The following is a 15,126-nucleotide window of genomic DNA, read 5'->3' as shown; positions in this document are numbered from 1 at the left end:
GATTCCCTTCAAGCGCTTTCGCTTATTGCATCTTCGGCAGGTCGGCCTGCAGCCACTTTTGATAGAGCTTGTTCAGCTCACCGTTGGCGGTGTTCTTCTGCACGAATTCGTTCACGGCCTTGTGCAGCTCTTCCTGGCCCGGACGCATCGCGATACCCATCGACTGCTGCACCAGCGTGAACTTGTTTTCGAAAGTGTTGGCCGGCACGCGCTTGGCGATCTGCGCCGCGACGGTGACCGAGCAGCCGATCGCATCGACCTGGCCCGAGATCAGCGCCTGCATGGCCGAGGCGTCGTCGTCGAAGCGGCGGATCTCGGTGCCTTCGGGTGCGGCCTTGGTCACGGCCACGTCTTGCGTCGAGGCGCGGGCCACGCCCACGCGCAGGCCCTTCAGGTCGCCTGCCGCCTTGATGGAAGTCTTGGTCGCGCCGTACAGCACGATGGTCGCCGCCGCGTAGGGCTGCGAGAACTGCACCTGCTTGGCGCGCTCGGGCGTCACGGCCAGCGATGCCACCAGCAGGTCGACCTTGTTGGTCAAGAGGAACGGAATGCGGTTCGGGCCGGTGACCGGCACGATGTTGGCCTTGACGCCCCAGTCTTTCGCCAGCAGCTTGGCCACGTCGGCGTCGTAGCCGTCGGGCTGGTTCTTCGCGTCTGTGGTGCCGTAGGGCGGGAAGTCGACCAGCATGCCGATGGTGATCTCGCCCTTCTTCTTGATGTCGGCCATGCTTTGCGCCGAAGCGAAGGGAGCGAACACGGTCAGCGCGGCGCCGAGGCCCAGGGCTGCGATGGCAGCGCGGCGGGTGGTGGTAACGGTCATTGGATGTGTCTCCTGAATAAAGAAAGGAAGCGACGAGAAAGGAAAAGCGAAAAGGGTCAACGTGCGAGCGCCTGGGCGCGCTTGCGCTCCATGCGCGCCGCGAGCAGCGACAGCGGCCAGCAGATCACGAAGTAGATGGCGGCCACCACCGAGAACACGATGAGCGGCTGGAAGGTGGCGTTGTTGACGATCTGACCGGCGCGCGTGACCTCGACGAAACCGATGATGGCCGCGAGCGAGGTGCCCTTGATGATCTGCACCAGATAGCCCACCGTGGGCGCCAGCGCGATCTTGAAGGCCTGCGGCAGCACCACGTCGCGCATGCGTGCCACGTAGTGCAGGTTCAGCGCCTGCGCCGCCTCCCACTGGCCGCGCGGAATGGCCTGGATGCAGCCGCGCCAGATTTCGCCCAGGAAGGCCGCGCTGTTCAGGACCAGCGCCACGCCTGCGGCGACCCACGGGTTGATGTCCAGCCCCAGCACCGGCGCGCCGAAGAACACCAGGAACAGCTGCAGCAGCAGCGGCGTGCCCTGGAAGATCTGGATGAAGGTGGTCGACACGGCGCGCGCCCACGTCGATTCCGACGTGCGCATCAGCGCGATGAGCAGCCCAAGAATGGCGCCGCCCACGAAGGCGATGGCCGACAGCGCCAGCGTCCACTGGGCCGCTTCGAGGATGAAAAGGAATTCGGGGAAACCGAAGGTGCGCATGGTGTGTGCTCCGTCCGTCGTGGTCAGTCAGTTACCGGCGGTCCGGGTAGTTGAGCGTGCGCTTGTAGATCAGCTTGAACATGGCCGAGAAGGCCAGCGCCAGCGCGAGGTAGATGCCGGCCACGACGATGTAGATCTCGAAGCTGCGGAAGGTCTGCGACTGCAGGTTGGCGGCCACCGAGGTCAGGTCGTCGGCCGAGATGACCGACACCACCGCCGAGCTCAGCATCAGCAGAATGAACTGGCTCGTGAGCGCCGGGTAGATCGCCTTCAGCGCGGGCTTGATGATCACGAAGCGGAAGATTTCCCAGGGCTTGAGGTTGAGCGCGCGGCCCGCCTCGATCTGGCCCTTGGGAATCGACTCGATGCCCGCGCGGATGATCTCCGTGGCGTAGGCGCCCAGGTTCACCACCATCGCCACCAGCGCGGCCGTCTGCGGCGACCAGCGCAGGCCGATGGCCGGCAGCGCGAAGAAGAAGAAAAACAGCTGCACGAGGAACGGCGTGTTGCGGATCACCTCGATGTAGGCATTGACGAGGAAGCGCAGCCAGCCCGGCCCCGAGGTCTTGCCCCAGGCACAGAAGATGGCCACCACCAGCCCCAGCAAGGTGGCGGTGAGCGAGAGCTGCACCGTGATCCACGTGCCCTTGAGCAGCAGCGGCCAGGCGGCAAAGACGGCGTCGAATTGGAACTGGTAGTTCATGGCGGAGCGTGCACGGCCAGGCCGTGCGCAGACCCTGAAAGGAATGCTTGCAGCTTAAATGAAACCGGTTTCAGGCCTAGCTAGGGATTCCCCTAGGTGGGCGTTTTGCCCTACCCGCCTGCCTACACTGGCGCGATGCCGAACCCCCACGCGGACCCCACTTCTTCCCCGGCAGGCACCCCGGCCACCGGCCCCGTCGTGCAGCATTTCCGGCAGGCGCTGCTCTGGCCCTTGCGCCTGGTGCCGGCGCCCGGCGCGGCGCCCACGCACCACGGCCCCTGGCACGTGCTGCGCGACTTGGGCGAGGCTTCGCCCTGGCGCGAGGAGGTCGACGAATACACCGGCGAGAGCGGCCGCTTCCACGAGCGCCACTACAACGAGTTCGTGAGCTTCCTGCCGTACGTGCAGCGCTTCCTGTACGGCGAAGGCCGATCGCGCGGCAGCACCGACGCCGCAGGCAGCGACGGCGATTCGCCGATGCGCGTGTTCCGCCGCCGCGACATCGCGGCCGTGCGGCTGGTGGCGCACCCCGGCGAGGCGCCCATCACGCTCGACGTGATTCACTGCGACCTGTACTTCTTCTTCGACATCGACGTGGTGCTGCTCAACCTCGAGGTCGGCACCGACCACCTGAGCCTGGCGCAGGCGCAGGACATCCTCTACCGCTTCGGCCGCGCCTACCCCTCGGGCTGGGAGCCCGACGGCGCCGCCCTGCACTGCATGGCCAGCGTCGAGTGGCTGGACGCCGACGGCCGCGTGCTCGCCGCCTCCGACGCGCAGCAGCGCGACGCCTTCCTGTCGCACGTGGCCCAGCACCGCGCGCCGCGCATCGCGGCGCACTGGGCCTACCTGATGCAGCCGCTGGTGAGCGACCATTCGGACGACCCCGGTGTGCTGCGTTACCGCCAGATCGAGTACTACCGCATGCCGGTGATGGCCTACCTGTCGCTGGACGACCCGCGCCGTCTCACGCGCGACGACTTCGTGCGGCTCGCGCTGGTCACCGGCGCGGGCGGGGCCGACGCCCACCTGCCCTATGCCGAGCACCACCTGGCCGACTTCGAGCACAAGTACTGCTACGACCGCTTCTGGGTGAACACGGGCGCGGCGCCCAACACGCGCTACCTGTGCAACGGCCACGCCCTCATCGTGGTGGGCGACGCGCGCTCCGAGTTCTTCTGCTGCCGCGACCGCGGCGTGCTCGCGCAGTTCAGGCACCAGCACTTCCTGCTGTTCCTCATCGCGCACTTCCAGAAGGCCTCGCTGCTGATGTTCTCGGACCAGCTGGTCGAGGCGCTGAAGAAGCTCGACATCCGCAGCACGCCGAGCGTGAAGCAGTTCAAGCGCGCCATCCGCGCGAGCTTCGAGCGCTTTCTGCGCTTCACGCACCGCTACTGGTTCCACGAGATTTCGGAGCAGGCGCAGGTGCGCGCGCTCTCGCACATGTGCGCCGCGCACCTCGGCCTCGACCCGCTGTACGACGAGGTCAAGGCGCGCATCGCCGACATGAACACCTACCTCGATGCCGACAGCCTGCGCCGGCAGGCCAGCACCGTGGTGCGGCTCACGGTGGTCACGCTGTTCGGTCTCATCGGCACCGTCACCACCGGCTTCCTCGGCATGAACCTGCTGGCCGAAGCCGACGCGCCGCTGTGGCGCAAGGCGATCTGGTTCGGCGTGGTGTTCGTGTTCACCACCTGGCTCACGATCTACACGATGGTGAAGTCGCAGCGGCTGTCGGACTTCATCGATGCGCTGTCGAACGACCGGCTGAGTTTTCGGGGCAAGCTGGCTGCGCTGGCGCGGGTGTGGCGGGCTGGGGCGGACTGAAAGTTTTGTTCGGGGCGACGCTCCCGCCGACGGCGTACCTTGCTCCGCGAATGTCCTCCGGCCTGCGGCCTCCCCCTTGATTTCGCTGCGCAAGGCACCCCATCGACGTGAGCGTTGGGCAGTGCAGTCGTTGATCGGCGAGCACCAGCAGCGCGTCCAGTGCGCAGGACACTGGGTGCTTCCCGCAGCGAAATCAAGGAGGAGGCCGAAGGCCGGGGGACATTCGCGGAGGGAAGTACCCGGTGGCCTGTGCACGCACCCCGAACTAAGATCACCGCCCTCACAAAGAAGCCACGCATGCGCATCGCCCTCGTCTCCGACATCCACGGAAACCTCCCCGCACTGAAAGCCGTCGTCGAGGACATCGCACGCCGCAACGTGGATGCCATCGTCAACCTCGGCGACAGCCTCTCAGGCCCGCTGATGCCGCTGGAGACTGCGCAGTTCCTGATGGCGCAGGACTGGGTCCAACTCGCCGGCAACCACGAACGGCAACTGCTCACGTTGCCGACCTCCGGCCAGCGCGGCGAGTCCGACGCCTTCGCACACGCCCGACTCGGCGAGGCAGAGTTCGCATGGATCGCCTCGCTCACGCCGCGCCTGCGCTTGAGCCCCGAGGTGCTGCTGTGCCACGGTACGCCCGACAGCGACCTCACCTACTTCCTCGAAACGGTCGAGCCCACGCAACTGCGCACGGCCACCGCAGCAGAGGTCGATACGCGTCTCGGCACAGTGGAAGCCGGCACGGAGCTGGTCGCCTGCGGCCACACGCACCTGCCGCGCGTGATGCACGCATCCAACGGCACCTTGATCGTCAACCCGGGCAGCGTCGGCCTGCAGGCCTATGGCGACGCGCATCCGTACCCGCACCACGTGGAGACCGGCTCACCCGATGCGCGCTACGCGCTGGTCGAACGGCACGACCACGGGCAGTGGACCTGCACGCTGGTCACCGTGCCCTACGACCACGCGGCCATGGCGGCACTGGCTGCTGCCAATGGGCGTGCGGACTGGGCCCACGCACTGGCCACCGGGCGCATGCCCTAGCGATCGATCGATCAATCGCCGAAAGCGATGTCCGCGCTGTCGACCGCGCGGATCGGCACGCCGAAGCTCGTGATGTCCGACAGCGTCGCGTTGTGGTGCGCGCGGATGAAGGCGCCCTTGGCATGCGGCTTGTCGTGCGAGGTGTGGGCGTCGGCCGCCAGCACCACCTCGTAGCCCAGCGCGGCGGCGCGGCGCACGGTGGTGTCCACGCAGAACTCCGACGAGTAGCCGCAGACCACCACGCGCCGCACGCCCTGCCCCGACAGCCAGGCCTCGAGCGGCGTGCGCAGGAACGAGTCGGGCGTGGTCTTGCGCAGGCGCGCGTCCGCCGGTGTCACCTGCAAGGCATCGGCCAGCTGCCAGCGCTCGGAATCGAACTCCAGGTCGATGGCGTTCTCGTGCTGGATGAAGGCCACCGGCACGCCGGCCGCGCGGGCCCGCGCCGTGAGCGCGTTGATGCGCGCGATGACCGCTTCGGCCTCGTACGGCCGGGGCGGATCGTCGCAAAGGCCGCGCTGCATGTCGATGACGAGGATGGCAGTTTTCATGGCGATGAAGGGCTGAAGCCGTGGATCGCCGCAGTATGCCGCCGCCCCGCGGATTGCCCCCGCTCGCCGAATGTTTCTGTCGCTGAAACCATTGAAAAGCCAACTCCCGCTAGTCTCGCGCCTCAAGACCAACACACACGCAGAGGGCTTTCCCATGGCTGACGAATCGGATTCGCAAGGCGCTTATTTACCCCGGCTGCTGCGCCGCAGCGCGGTGCTCGCCACGGCGGGCTGCGCGTTCGTGGCCGGCTGCAGCAGCGCCGGCGGCGGGGAAACGCGCTACGACAACTCGCCGCAGTTCAAGGGCGGCGTGTTCCAGAACATGCCCAACCCCGAGCTGCAGCCCGCCGCCAGCACCTGGCGCATCTGGTCGCGCTTCATCGTCGGCAGCAAGGTCGACACCGTGCCGGTCGACCCCATTCCGGTGCGCGCGCTGACGCCCCAGGCGCTCGACGCGCTCGCGGCCGACGCCAACCACGTGGTGCGCCTGGGCCACTCGTCGCACCTGCTGAAACTCAAGGGCAAGTACTGGCTCATCGACCCCGTGTTCAGCGAGCGCGTCTCGCCCTTCACCTGGGTCGGGCCGAAGCGTTTTCACAAGCCGCCGATCCAGCTGGAGCAGCTGCCGCCGATCGAGGCCGTGATCCTCTCGCACGACCACTACGACCACCTGGACGTGGCCACCATCGAGTACCTCGCCACGCGCGTGCAGCGCTACTTCGTGCCGCTGGGCGTGCGCGCCCGACTCGTCGAGATGGGCGTGCCCGCCGAGCGCGTGACCGAGCTCGACTGGTGGCAAGGCGGCGAGCATGCGGGCGTGAAGCTCACGGCCACGCCCGCGCAGCATTTCTCGGGCCGCGCGGTCACGCTGACCGACCGCGACCGCACGCTGTGGGCCTCGTGGGTGGTGCAAAGCGGCGAGCAGCGCATCTTCTACAGCGGCGACTCGGGCTACTTCCCGGGCTTCAAGCAGATCGGTGAACGCTTCGGCGGCTTCGACCTCGCGCTGATGGAAAACGGCGCCTACGACGCCTACTGGCCCGGCGTGCACATGACGCCCGAGCAGAGTGTGCAGGCCTTCGAAGACCTGCGCGGCAAGGTGCTCTATTCGGTGCACAACAGCACCTTCGACCTGGCCTTCCACACCTGGCACGACCCGCTGGACCGCATCGCCGACCTGGCGCAGGCGAAGAAGATCGACCTGGCCACGCCGGTGATCGGCGAAGTGCTCACGGTGGGCCAAGCACGCACCAACGTGCGTTGGTGGGCCGGGCTGAAGTAAGGAGCGCACCGTCCGCGCGGCGGTGTGTATTTCAAATGTTGCTCGCCACTTTTGGAAGGTTTACAGACAGTTAACCAGCGGCCGGTTCAATCGCCGTGTCGCCGCGACGAATCCCTCACCGGACGCCGATCGCGGACGACACCGTCATCTGCAAGGCAGCAGCCACAGGGAGCAAGGTGATCACAAGAAGAACCGGCAAGAAAGGAGGCGGCATTCCCGCCATCTCGACGCGCGCCCCGAGGCGCCGCCTGGCGCGCATCGCCAGGGGTTTCGCCACGGGGCGCGTGCTGGCATCGATCGCGGGCGCACGGGCCGTCGCCCCCTCGATGCGCCGCACATCGGCCTGATCGTCAGCGACCCGGGCAACCCCTTCTTCCTCCAGGTCTGACACTGCTGCCGCCCACGCTGCTGACCCGCGACAACATCGGCACCGACCGGGGCCGGCAGGTCCGTCCATTCCCCCACGCTTGCCCCGCAGATCGCGGATGCGAGGCGGTGCGGAACATGTCATCATCCCCACCCCTTCACCGGCCCCCTCTCGCAACGAGGCCCTCGCACCCATGCCCATGAAACGTCCCTGGCGCACCTGGCTGCTGGCCCTCCTCCTCGCCGTGGGCCCCGTGGGCAGCGCGCTCGCGACACATGCCAACCATGGCAAAGGCCCGCGCGTCGGCGTGCTCGTGAGCGACCTGCGCAACCCCTTCTTTGCCTACATCGCGCGCGCAGTGGAAAGCACGCTGGCCGCAGACAGTCGCAACGCGGCGCACATCACGGTCGTGTCGAGCGGGTTCGATCCGCAGCGGCAGGACGAACAGCTCAAGGAAATGATCCGCCAGCGCGTGCAGCTGGTGATCGTGACGCCGGTCGATTCGACCACCCTGCACGCCCGCGTCACGGAGGCGCGCGCCGCCGGCATCAAGGTGGTGGCGGTCGATGCGCTCGTGCAAGGCGCGGACGCGGCCGTGGTGACCGACAGCCGCGCGGCCGGCAGGCTCTCTTGCGAACACCTGGTGCGCACGCTCGGCGGCAAGGGCGAAGTGGCGATCATCGACGGCCCGCCGAACACGGCCGCGGTGGGCCGCGTCAACGGCTGCCGCGAGGCATTGAACGCCGCACCCGGCGTGCGCGTCGTGTCGATGGCGCTCAATGGCGGCGCCACCAAGGACGGCGGCGTCGAACAGATGACGCGGCTGCTCGCGCGCCATCCGAAGCTGTCGGGCGTGTTCGCGATCAACGACCTGTGCGGCATCGGCGCGGAACTGGCGGCCCAGGTCGCGGGCCGGCGCGACATCGTCATCACGGCGATGGACGGTTCGCCGGAGGTGGCGCAGCGGCTGCAGGACCCGGTCACCTTGATCGTCGGCAGCGCCACGCAGTCGCCCACGTTGATGGGCCAGCGGGCGGCCCAGATCGGGCTGAAGCTCCTGAAGGGCCAGCCCCCGGCGCAGCGCGTGCTGCTGTTGCCGTCCAAGCTCGTGACGCGCGAGAACGTCGACGGCTACGGGGGCTGGTGAGCCAGCCGCTCGGCCTGCCTGCCTACTTGCCTTCCTGCTCGCGCCGCTCGCGTGCGCGACGCACCTGGCGCGTCTCGTTGGCCTGCGCGATGGCGCGGTCTTTCGCGCGCCGCTTGCCCTGGCGCTTCTCGCGCATGCGGCGCCCCAGGATGTAGCTGCCGAAGCCCGTGACCACGGCGAGGATCACGCCGAGGATGCTGATGTCGATGCCGCCCAGCATCAGAGCACCCGCACCACGCTCGCCGGCGTGAATCCGAGGTCTGCCACCTTGCCCTTGCGCGCGCGGGCACCCATCGCGTTGTTGAGCGAGCGGATCTCGAGCGTTTCTTCGCGCTCCTTGCCGCCGCGGGCGACGCCTTCGATCCGCACGCTGCGCGTGTAGGCCACCGCACCGGCCAGCGATTCCTTGGCCTCCAGGTCGATCAGCATCAGGCCGCGTCCGCCCTTGGGCAGGCTCTTGAGCTCGGCGATGTCGAAGGTCAGGATGCGCTTGCCGCTCGAGGCGCAGGCCACGTGCGTGGCGGCCGGCATCGGCTCGGCGCCGCTCGCGCCACCCACCAACGACGGCCGGCACAGTTGCTCGCCCTCGCCCACGTCGATGAAGGCCTTGCCGCCGCGCTGGCGCGACATCATGTTCTCGATGGTGGCCATGAAGCCGTAGCCGCCGGTGTTGGCCAGCAGCAGGCAGGCACCCACCGGGCCCGCGAAGAAATGCGTGACGTGCGTGCCGGCATCGAGCTCGATGAGCGTGGTGACGGGCTGGCCGTCGCCGCGCGCGCCGGGCAGCGAGGCCACGGGCACGGTGTAGACGCGCACGCTCTTGTCCTTGGCGCTGCCGAAGACCAGCAGCGTGTCGACGCTGCGGCATTCGAAGGCGCCGTAGAGCGTGTCGCCCGACTTGAAGCTGTACTCGGGCGCGGTGCCCCCGTTGCCGGCGGCCTTCTCGCTGGCCCAGCCCTTCTGCGCGCGCACCCAGCCCTTCTGCGACACGATCACGGTGACGGGCTCGTCGACCACCTTCACTTCGGCCACGGCGCGCTTCTCGGCCTGGATGAGCGTGCGGCGCGGGTCTTCGAAGGTCTTGGCGTCGGCTTCGATTTCCTTCACCAGCAGGCGGCGCAGCGTGGCCGGGCTGGAGAGGATGTCTTCGAGCTTCTTCTGCTCGTCGCGCAGACCGGCCAGTTCCTGCTCGATCTTGATGGCCTCGAGCCGCGCGAGTTGGCGCAGCCGGATTTCAAGGATGTCCTCGGCCTGGCGTTCGCTGAGGTTGAAGCGCGCGATGAGCGCCGCCTTCGGGTCTTCCGCCGCGCGGATGATGGCAATGACCTCGTCGATGTTCAACAGCACCAGCTGCCGGCCTTCGAGGATGTGGATGCGGTCCTGCACCTTGTCCAGGCGATGGCGCGAGCGCCGCTCGACGGTGATCTCGCGGAACGCGATCCACTCGTTGAGCATCTGGCGCAGCGACTTCTGCGTGGGCTTGCCGTCGATGCCGACCATCGTGAGGTTGATCGACGACGAGGTCTCGAGCGAGGTCTGCGCCAGCAGCGTGGTCACGAACTCGTCCTGGCTGATGCGCGAGGTCTTGGGTTCGAACACCAGGCGCACGGCGGCGTCCTTGCTCGATTCGTCGCGCACCACGTCGAGCACGGACAGCATCGCGGCCTTGAGCTGGGTCTGGTCGGCGCTCAGCGCCTTCTTGCCGGCCTTGACCTTCGGGTTGGTGATTTCCTCGATTTCCTCGAGCACCTTCTGCGTGCTCACGCCCGGCGGCAGTTCGTTGACCACGAGCTGCCACTGGCCGCGCGCGAGGTCTTCGATCTTCCAGCGCGCGCGCACCTTGAGCGAGCCGCGGCCGGTGCGGTAGGCGTCGGCGATGTCGCTCGCGCTGCTGATGATCTGCGCGCCGCCCGGGTAGTCGGGGCCGGGCACGAGGGCGAAGAGTTCTTCTTCGCTGAGCTTGCCGTTGGACTTGATCAGCGCCACGCAGGCGTCGGCGATCTCGCGCAGGTTGTGGCTCGGGATTTCGGTGGCCAGGCCCACGGCGATGCCGCTGGCGCCGTTGAGCAGCGTGAACGGCAGCCGCGCGGGCAAGAGGCGCGGCTCTTCGGTGCTGCCGTCGTAGTTGGGAATGAAGTCGACCGTGCCTTCGTCGATCTCGTCGAGCAAGAGGCTGGTGATGCGCGCCAGGCGCGCTTCGGTGTAGCGCATGGCCGCGGCGCCGTCGCCGTCGCGGCTGCCGAAGTTGCCCTGGCCGTCGACCAGCGGATAGCGCTGCGAGAAGTCTTGCGCCATGCGCACCAGCGCGTCGTACGCGGCCTGGTCGCTGTGCGGGTGGAAGCGGCCGAGCACGTCGCCGACGACGCGCGCGCTCTTCACGGGTTTGGCGCCCACAGTGCCGTTGGTGCCGCCGAAGCCCAGGCCCATGCGCGACATCGAGTACAGGATGCGCCGCTGCACCGGCTTCTGGCCGTCGGACACATCGGGCAGCGCGCGGCCCTTGACCACGCTCAGGGCGTATTCGAGGTAGGCGGTCTGCGCGTAGTCGGCCAGCGTGAGGGTGGTGTCGCCGTCGGTGGGGCCTGCAAGGTCGAGCGGAGGTTGAGAGTCGTCCATGAAGAAGAGAGAAAGAAAAACAGTGACGGGCGGCGTGCGTTCGCGCTCAGCCCAAAATGAAAGTGGGGTGCATGGCGGCCTGCGGGATCACGACAGCGGCGACGGCGGCGAAGCGTCGCCCGGCTCCACCGCGCTGGTGGGCACGTCGGACGGCTCGGGAATCTCGGGCATGGTCGGCACGTTGCGCGGCGACTCGGACGGCATGTTGCCGCGCCCGATCGCGCCGCCCTTGGGCACCGACATTTCCATGCGGATGCGCCCCGGCGTCCTGCCACCACTGCTGCCGCTTCCGCTGCGCAGGTTGCCGCCCACGGTCACGGCCGAGGGCTTGAGGTACGCATACAGCTGCAGCACGGTCTGCACGTAGTTCTGCGTTTCCTTGTAGTTCGGGATCTTGTTGCCCGCGCGCTGCACCGCGCCCTCGCCCGCGTTGTAGGCGGCCAGCGCGAGCTCGATCTGGCCCGGGAACATCGCGATCAGGTCGCGCAGGTAGCGCGAGCCGGCGGCGATGTTGATGTGCGGGTCGAACAGCTTCTTCTCGATCGTGCCGCGCTTGTCCGTCGCCACGCCGTAGCGCTGCGCGGTGGCCGGCATGAGCTGCATGAGCCCCATCGCGCCCTTGGGCGAGACGGCTTTTGCATCGAAGCCCGACTCGGTGGCGACCAGCGCCTGCAGCAGCTCGTAGTCGATGGCGTGCTTGCTCGACGCATCGCGCAGCGCCGCCTTGGCGGTCTTGTAGCCGGGCGAGGCCTCGAACATGGCGAGCAGGTTCTGCGACGCCGGCGACACCTTGCCGTCGAGCCGGCGATTGATGCTGCCGCGGCCCATCGGCGACAGGCCCTTGGCGGTGTCGAAGCTCTGGCCGCCCTGGAAGAAGAGCTTGTAGCGCTCGTCGACCTTCTCGGCCGCGAAGTGCGCCACGCCGTTGCTGTCGATGTAGCCATAGATGTCGGTCGCGTGCGCGAGCCCCTGCTGCATGCACAGCAGAAGGGCCAACCACAGCGAACGCTTGAAAACCGACATGCGTATGAGAAGAAGGAAAGAAAAAGGAAACTGTCAGACGTCGATGTCGACGTCGTCTGCGCGCAATTCCATGAGCTCGCGCCGCGCCGCCGCTTCGCCCTTGCCCATCAGCTTGGTGATCTCGCCCTGGGTGGACGAAAAATCGAACCGCCCCAATTGGACCTTCATCAGGCGACGGGTGTCCGGATTGAGCGTGGTTTCCCACAATTGTTCCGCGCTCATTTCGCCCAGACCCTTGAAGCGGCTGATGCTCCAGGCGCCTTCGCGCACGCCATCTTTACGCAGTTTGTCGAGCGTGGCGGTGAGTTCGCCCTCGTCCAGCGCATAGACCTTGGAGGCCGGCTTCTTGCCGCGCGCAGGCGCATCGACCCGGAACAATGGCGGCTTTGCGACATACACGTGGCCGGCTTCGATGAGCTTGGGAAAGTGCCGGAAGAACAGCGTGAGCAGCAGCACCTGGATGTGCGAGCCGTCCACGTCGGCATCCGACAGGATGCAGATCTTGCCGTAGCGCAGCCCGCTCATGTCGGGCGTGTCGGCGGGGCCGTGCGGATCGACGCCCACAGCCACCGAGATGTCGTGGATTTCGGTGTTGGCGAACAGGCGGTCGCGCTCCACTTCCCAGGTGTTGAGCACCTTGCCGCGCAGCGGCAGGATGGCCTGGCTTTCCTTGTCGCGGCCCATCTTGGCGCTGCCGCCGGCGGAGTCGCCCTCGACCAGGAAGACCTCGTTGTGGCTGATGTCCTTGCTCTCGCAGTCGGTCAGCTTGCCGGGCAGCACGGCCACGCCCGAGCCCTTGCGCTTCTCGACCTTCTGGCCGGCGCGCTGGCGCGTCTGCGCGGCCTTGATGGCCAGTTCGGCCAGCTTCTTGCCGTAGTCGACGTGCTGGTTGAGCCACAGCTCGAGCGTGGGACGCACGAAGCTGGACACCAGGCGCACGGCGTCGCGCGAATTCAGGCGCTCCTTGATCTGGCCCTGGAACTGCGGGTCGAGCACCTTGGCGCTGAGCACGTACGAGGCGCGCGCGAACACGTCTTCAGGCAGGAGCTTCACGCCCTTGGGCAGCAGCGAGTGCAGCTCGATGAAGCTCTTCACTGCGGTGAACAGGCCGTCGCGCAGGCCGCTTTCGTGCGTGCCGCCGGCGCTGGTGGGAATCAGGTTGACGTAGCTCTCGCGCACCGGCTGGCCGTCTTCGGTGAAGGCCACGCACCAGTCGGCGCCCTCGCCTTCGGCGAAGTTGTCGGCGTTCTTGTCGGCATGGCCGCTGCCTTCGAACAGCGGAATGACGGGGTCGCCGTTGAGCGTCTGCATCAGGTAGTCGCTCAGGCCGCCCTTGTAGAGCCACTGCTGGCTTTCGCCGGTCTTCTCATTCACCAGCGTGACGCTCACGCCGGGCATCAGCACGGCCTTGCTGCGCAGCAGGTGGGTGAGTTCGCCCATCGGCAGCGCGGCGGTCTCGAAGTACTTGGCGTCGGGCCAGGCACGCACGGTGGTGCCCTGCTTGCGTTCGCCGGCTTCGAGCTTGCGGATTTCGAGCGCCTCGATCACGTCGCCGGCGCTGAAGGCCAGCTTGGCGACCGAGCCTTCACGGTGCGAGCTGACTTCGAGGCGCTTGGACAGCGCGTTGGTCACCGACACGCCCACGCCGTGCAGGCCGCCCGAGAAGCTGTAGGCGCCGCCCGAGCCCTTGTCGAACTTGCCGCCGGCGTGCAGCCGGGTGTAGACCAGCTCGATCACGGGGGCCTTTTCCTCGGGGTGCAGGCCGAAGGGAATGCCGCGGCCGTCGTCCTCAACGCTGACCGAACCGTCGGTGTGCAGCGTGACCTTGATCTTCTTGCCGTAGCCCGCCAGCGCTTCGTCGGCGGCGTTGTCGAGCACTTCCTGGATGATGTGCAGGGGGTTGTCGGTCCGGGTGTACATGCCCGGGCGCTGCTTCACGGGCTCGAGGCCCTTGAGCACGCGGATGGAGCCTTCCGAATAGCCGGAAGCGGAGTCTGAAGATGTCTTGGGGGAAGTCGCCATGGGGGCGGATTGTAGTCAGTTGGGTTGAAATGACTGGATACCCATACAGGCACCGGCTTCGGTCTTTTCGCACATCAGGCGGGAGTTTCTGCGGGCGGACCGAACATCCGCGCGCCCAGGAAATCGATGAACGCCCGCAGCTTGGGCGACGGATGGCGCCCCGAAGGCCACAGCACGCGGAACGCGATGGTACGGGGCCGGCGCAGGTGGTCGGCCAGCACGGGTTGCAGCGCGCCCTCGGCCAGCGCGGCGCGCACGCTGAAGTCGGGCAGGCAGGCGATGCCGCGCCCGCGCAGGGCAAAGCACAGCCGGGTCTCGATGTTGTTGCAGATCATCGAGACCGGCGGGCGCACCTCGCTGCCGTCGGGCCCGGGCGCGAGCGGCCAGACCTCGACCTTGCCGGTCGCCGGGTAGCGGTAGTGCAGGCAGGCGTGGCGGGCCAGGTCGTCCGGCGAAGTGGGCGTACCGTGGCGCGCCAGGTACGCGGGTGAGGCCACCAGCAGCTGCGAGAACTCGCCCAGCTGGCGCGACGACAGCCGTGAATCCGCCGGCTCGCCGGTGCGCACCACGGCGTCGAAGCCCTCCTCGATGACGTCGACGAGGCGGTCGCTGAAGTCGAGGTCGAGCTCGATCGCCGGGTAGGCGGCCATGAAGTCGGCCAGCACCGGCAGCACCAGCGAGCTGACCAGCGGCAGGCTCACGCGCAGGCGCCCGCGCGGCGCTTCGGCGGCGTGCGACAGCTCCTGCTCGGCGGCCTCGATCTCGGCCAGCACGCGGCGGCTGCGCGCCAGGAACAGCGCGCCCTCGGCGGTGAGCGTGATGCTGCGCGTGCTGCGGTGGAACAGGCGCACGTCCAGCCGCTCCTCGAGCCGCGCCACGCGCTTGCCCACGGCCGAGGCCGACACGCCGAGCGCGCGCCCCGCCGCCACGAAGCTGCGGGTCTCGGCGACCTGAACGAAGACGGCAAAGCCGCTGAGGCTGTCCATGGGGAATCTCCATTGCGGACTTCAA

14 protein-coding genes are annotated in these 15,126 nt (G+C 67.8%); 4 read left to right on the top strand and 10 right to left on the bottom strand.

The window, feature by feature from the left end; genetic code table 11:
• Positions 1–22 precede the first annotated feature (22 nt).
• Genes AC07O4_RS10630 through AC07O4_RS10620 form a run of 3 tightly spaced genes read right to left on the bottom strand, consistent with a single transcriptional unit; the run spans position 23 to position 2,233 of the window.
• Positions 23–820 carry a transporter substrate-binding domain-containing protein gene (locus AC07O4_RS10630; protein WP_159277491.1) on the bottom strand — a complete coding sequence of 266 codons (798 nt, stop codon included), beginning with the start codon at positions 818–820 and terminating at the stop codon, positions 23–25.
• Between the two features lie 56 nt (positions 821–876).
• Entirely contained in the window at positions 877–1,530 is a 654-nt protein-coding gene (locus AC07O4_RS10625) for an amino acid ABC transporter permease (RefSeq protein ID WP_062474720.1), read from the bottom strand.
• Between the two features lie 31 nt (positions 1,531–1,561).
• Complete coding sequence (locus AC07O4_RS10620) at positions 1,562–2,233, bottom strand: amino acid ABC transporter permease (protein ID WP_495304493.1); 672 nt, start codon at positions 2,231–2,233, stop codon at positions 1,562–1,564.
• A 135-nt stretch (positions 2,234–2,368) separates the two neighbouring features.
• Here AC07O4_RS10620 and AC07O4_RS10615 point away from each other — a divergent pair, with 135 nt between their 5' ends.
• Both AC07O4_RS10615 and AC07O4_RS10610 read left to right on the top strand, forming a co-directional pair.
• Complete coding sequence (locus AC07O4_RS10615) at positions 2,369–4,063, top strand: hypothetical protein (RefSeq protein ID WP_495304492.1); 1,695 nt, start codon at positions 2,369–2,371, stop codon at positions 4,061–4,063.
• 297 nt (positions 4,064–4,360) lie between these two features.
• Positions 4,361–5,110 carry a metallophosphoesterase family protein gene (locus tag AC07O4_RS10610; protein ID WP_495304491.1) on the top strand — a complete coding sequence of 250 codons (750 nt, stop codon included), beginning with the start codon at positions 4,361–4,363 and terminating at the stop codon, positions 5,108–5,110.
• Between the two features lie 11 nt (positions 5,111–5,121).
• On the opposite strand, the gene AC07O4_RS10605 is transcribed toward AC07O4_RS10610, so the two are convergent.
• Positions 5,122–5,658 (bottom strand): cysteine hydrolase family protein, encoded by a 537-nt coding sequence (locus tag AC07O4_RS10605; protein ID WP_495304490.1) that lies wholly within the window; start codon positions 5,656–5,658, stop codon positions 5,122–5,124.
• A 154-nt stretch (positions 5,659–5,812) separates the two neighbouring features.
• On the opposite strand from AC07O4_RS10605, the gene AC07O4_RS10600 reads away from it, so the two are divergent.
• Positions 5,813–6,940: an MBL fold metallo-hydrolase gene (locus AC07O4_RS10600; RefSeq protein WP_495304489.1), complete on the top strand. Its 1,128-nt coding sequence runs from the start codon at positions 5,813–5,815 to the stop codon at positions 6,938–6,940.
• Positions 6,941–7,055: 115 nt separating this feature from the next.
• On the opposite strand, the gene AC07O4_RS10595 is transcribed toward AC07O4_RS10600, so the two are convergent.
• Entirely contained in the window at positions 7,056–7,331 is a 276-nt protein-coding gene (locus tag AC07O4_RS10595) for a hypothetical protein (protein ID WP_159277496.1), read from the bottom strand.
• A gap of 169 nt (positions 7,332–7,500) precedes the next feature.
• On the opposite strand from AC07O4_RS10595, the gene AC07O4_RS10590 reads away from it, so the two are divergent.
• Positions 7,501–8,454 carry an ABC transporter substrate-binding protein gene (locus AC07O4_RS10590; RefSeq protein WP_159277497.1) on the top strand — a complete coding sequence of 318 codons (954 nt, stop codon included), beginning with the start codon at positions 7,501–7,503 and terminating at the stop codon, positions 8,452–8,454.
• Between the two features lie 22 nt (positions 8,455–8,476).
• Here AC07O4_RS10590 and AC07O4_RS10585 read toward each other — a convergent pair whose 3' ends face one another.
• From AC07O4_RS10585 to AC07O4_RS10565, 5 genes are all read right to left on the bottom strand, one after another.
• Complete coding sequence (locus AC07O4_RS10585) at positions 8,477–8,674, bottom strand: hypothetical protein (protein WP_225617000.1); 198 nt, start codon at positions 8,672–8,674, stop codon at positions 8,477–8,479.
• Positions 8,674–11,070 carry a DNA topoisomerase IV subunit A gene (gene parC / locus AC07O4_RS10580; protein WP_095744758.1) on the bottom strand — a complete coding sequence of 799 codons (2,397 nt, stop codon included), beginning with the start codon at positions 11,068–11,070 and terminating at the stop codon, positions 8,674–8,676. Before parC ends, AC07O4_RS10585 begins: the two co-directional genes overlap by 1 nt.
• Positions 11,071–11,157: 87 nt before the next feature.
• Positions 11,158–12,093, bottom strand: a complete 936-nt coding sequence (locus AC07O4_RS10575) for a lytic transglycosylase domain-containing protein (RefSeq protein ID WP_495273620.1) — start codon at positions 12,091–12,093, stop codon at positions 11,158–11,160.
• Positions 12,094–12,126: 33 nt separating this feature from the next.
• Positions 12,127–14,115 (bottom strand): DNA topoisomerase IV subunit B, encoded by a 1,989-nt coding sequence (locus tag AC07O4_RS10570; RefSeq protein WP_495304488.1) that lies wholly within the window; start codon positions 14,113–14,115, stop codon positions 12,127–12,129.
• Positions 14,116–14,189: 74 nt separating this feature from the next.
• Entirely contained in the window at positions 14,190–15,101 is a 912-nt protein-coding gene (locus AC07O4_RS10565; RefSeq protein WP_495304487.1) for a LysR family transcriptional regulator, read from the bottom strand.
• Positions 15,102–15,126: the final 25 nt, after the last annotated feature.

The organism is Variovorax sp. GW821-FHT09D04, from assembly GCF_059416405.1.
The sequence above is the reverse complement of the archived record's forward strand: the minus strand, read 5'-3'. Positions and strand labels throughout refer to the sequence as shown.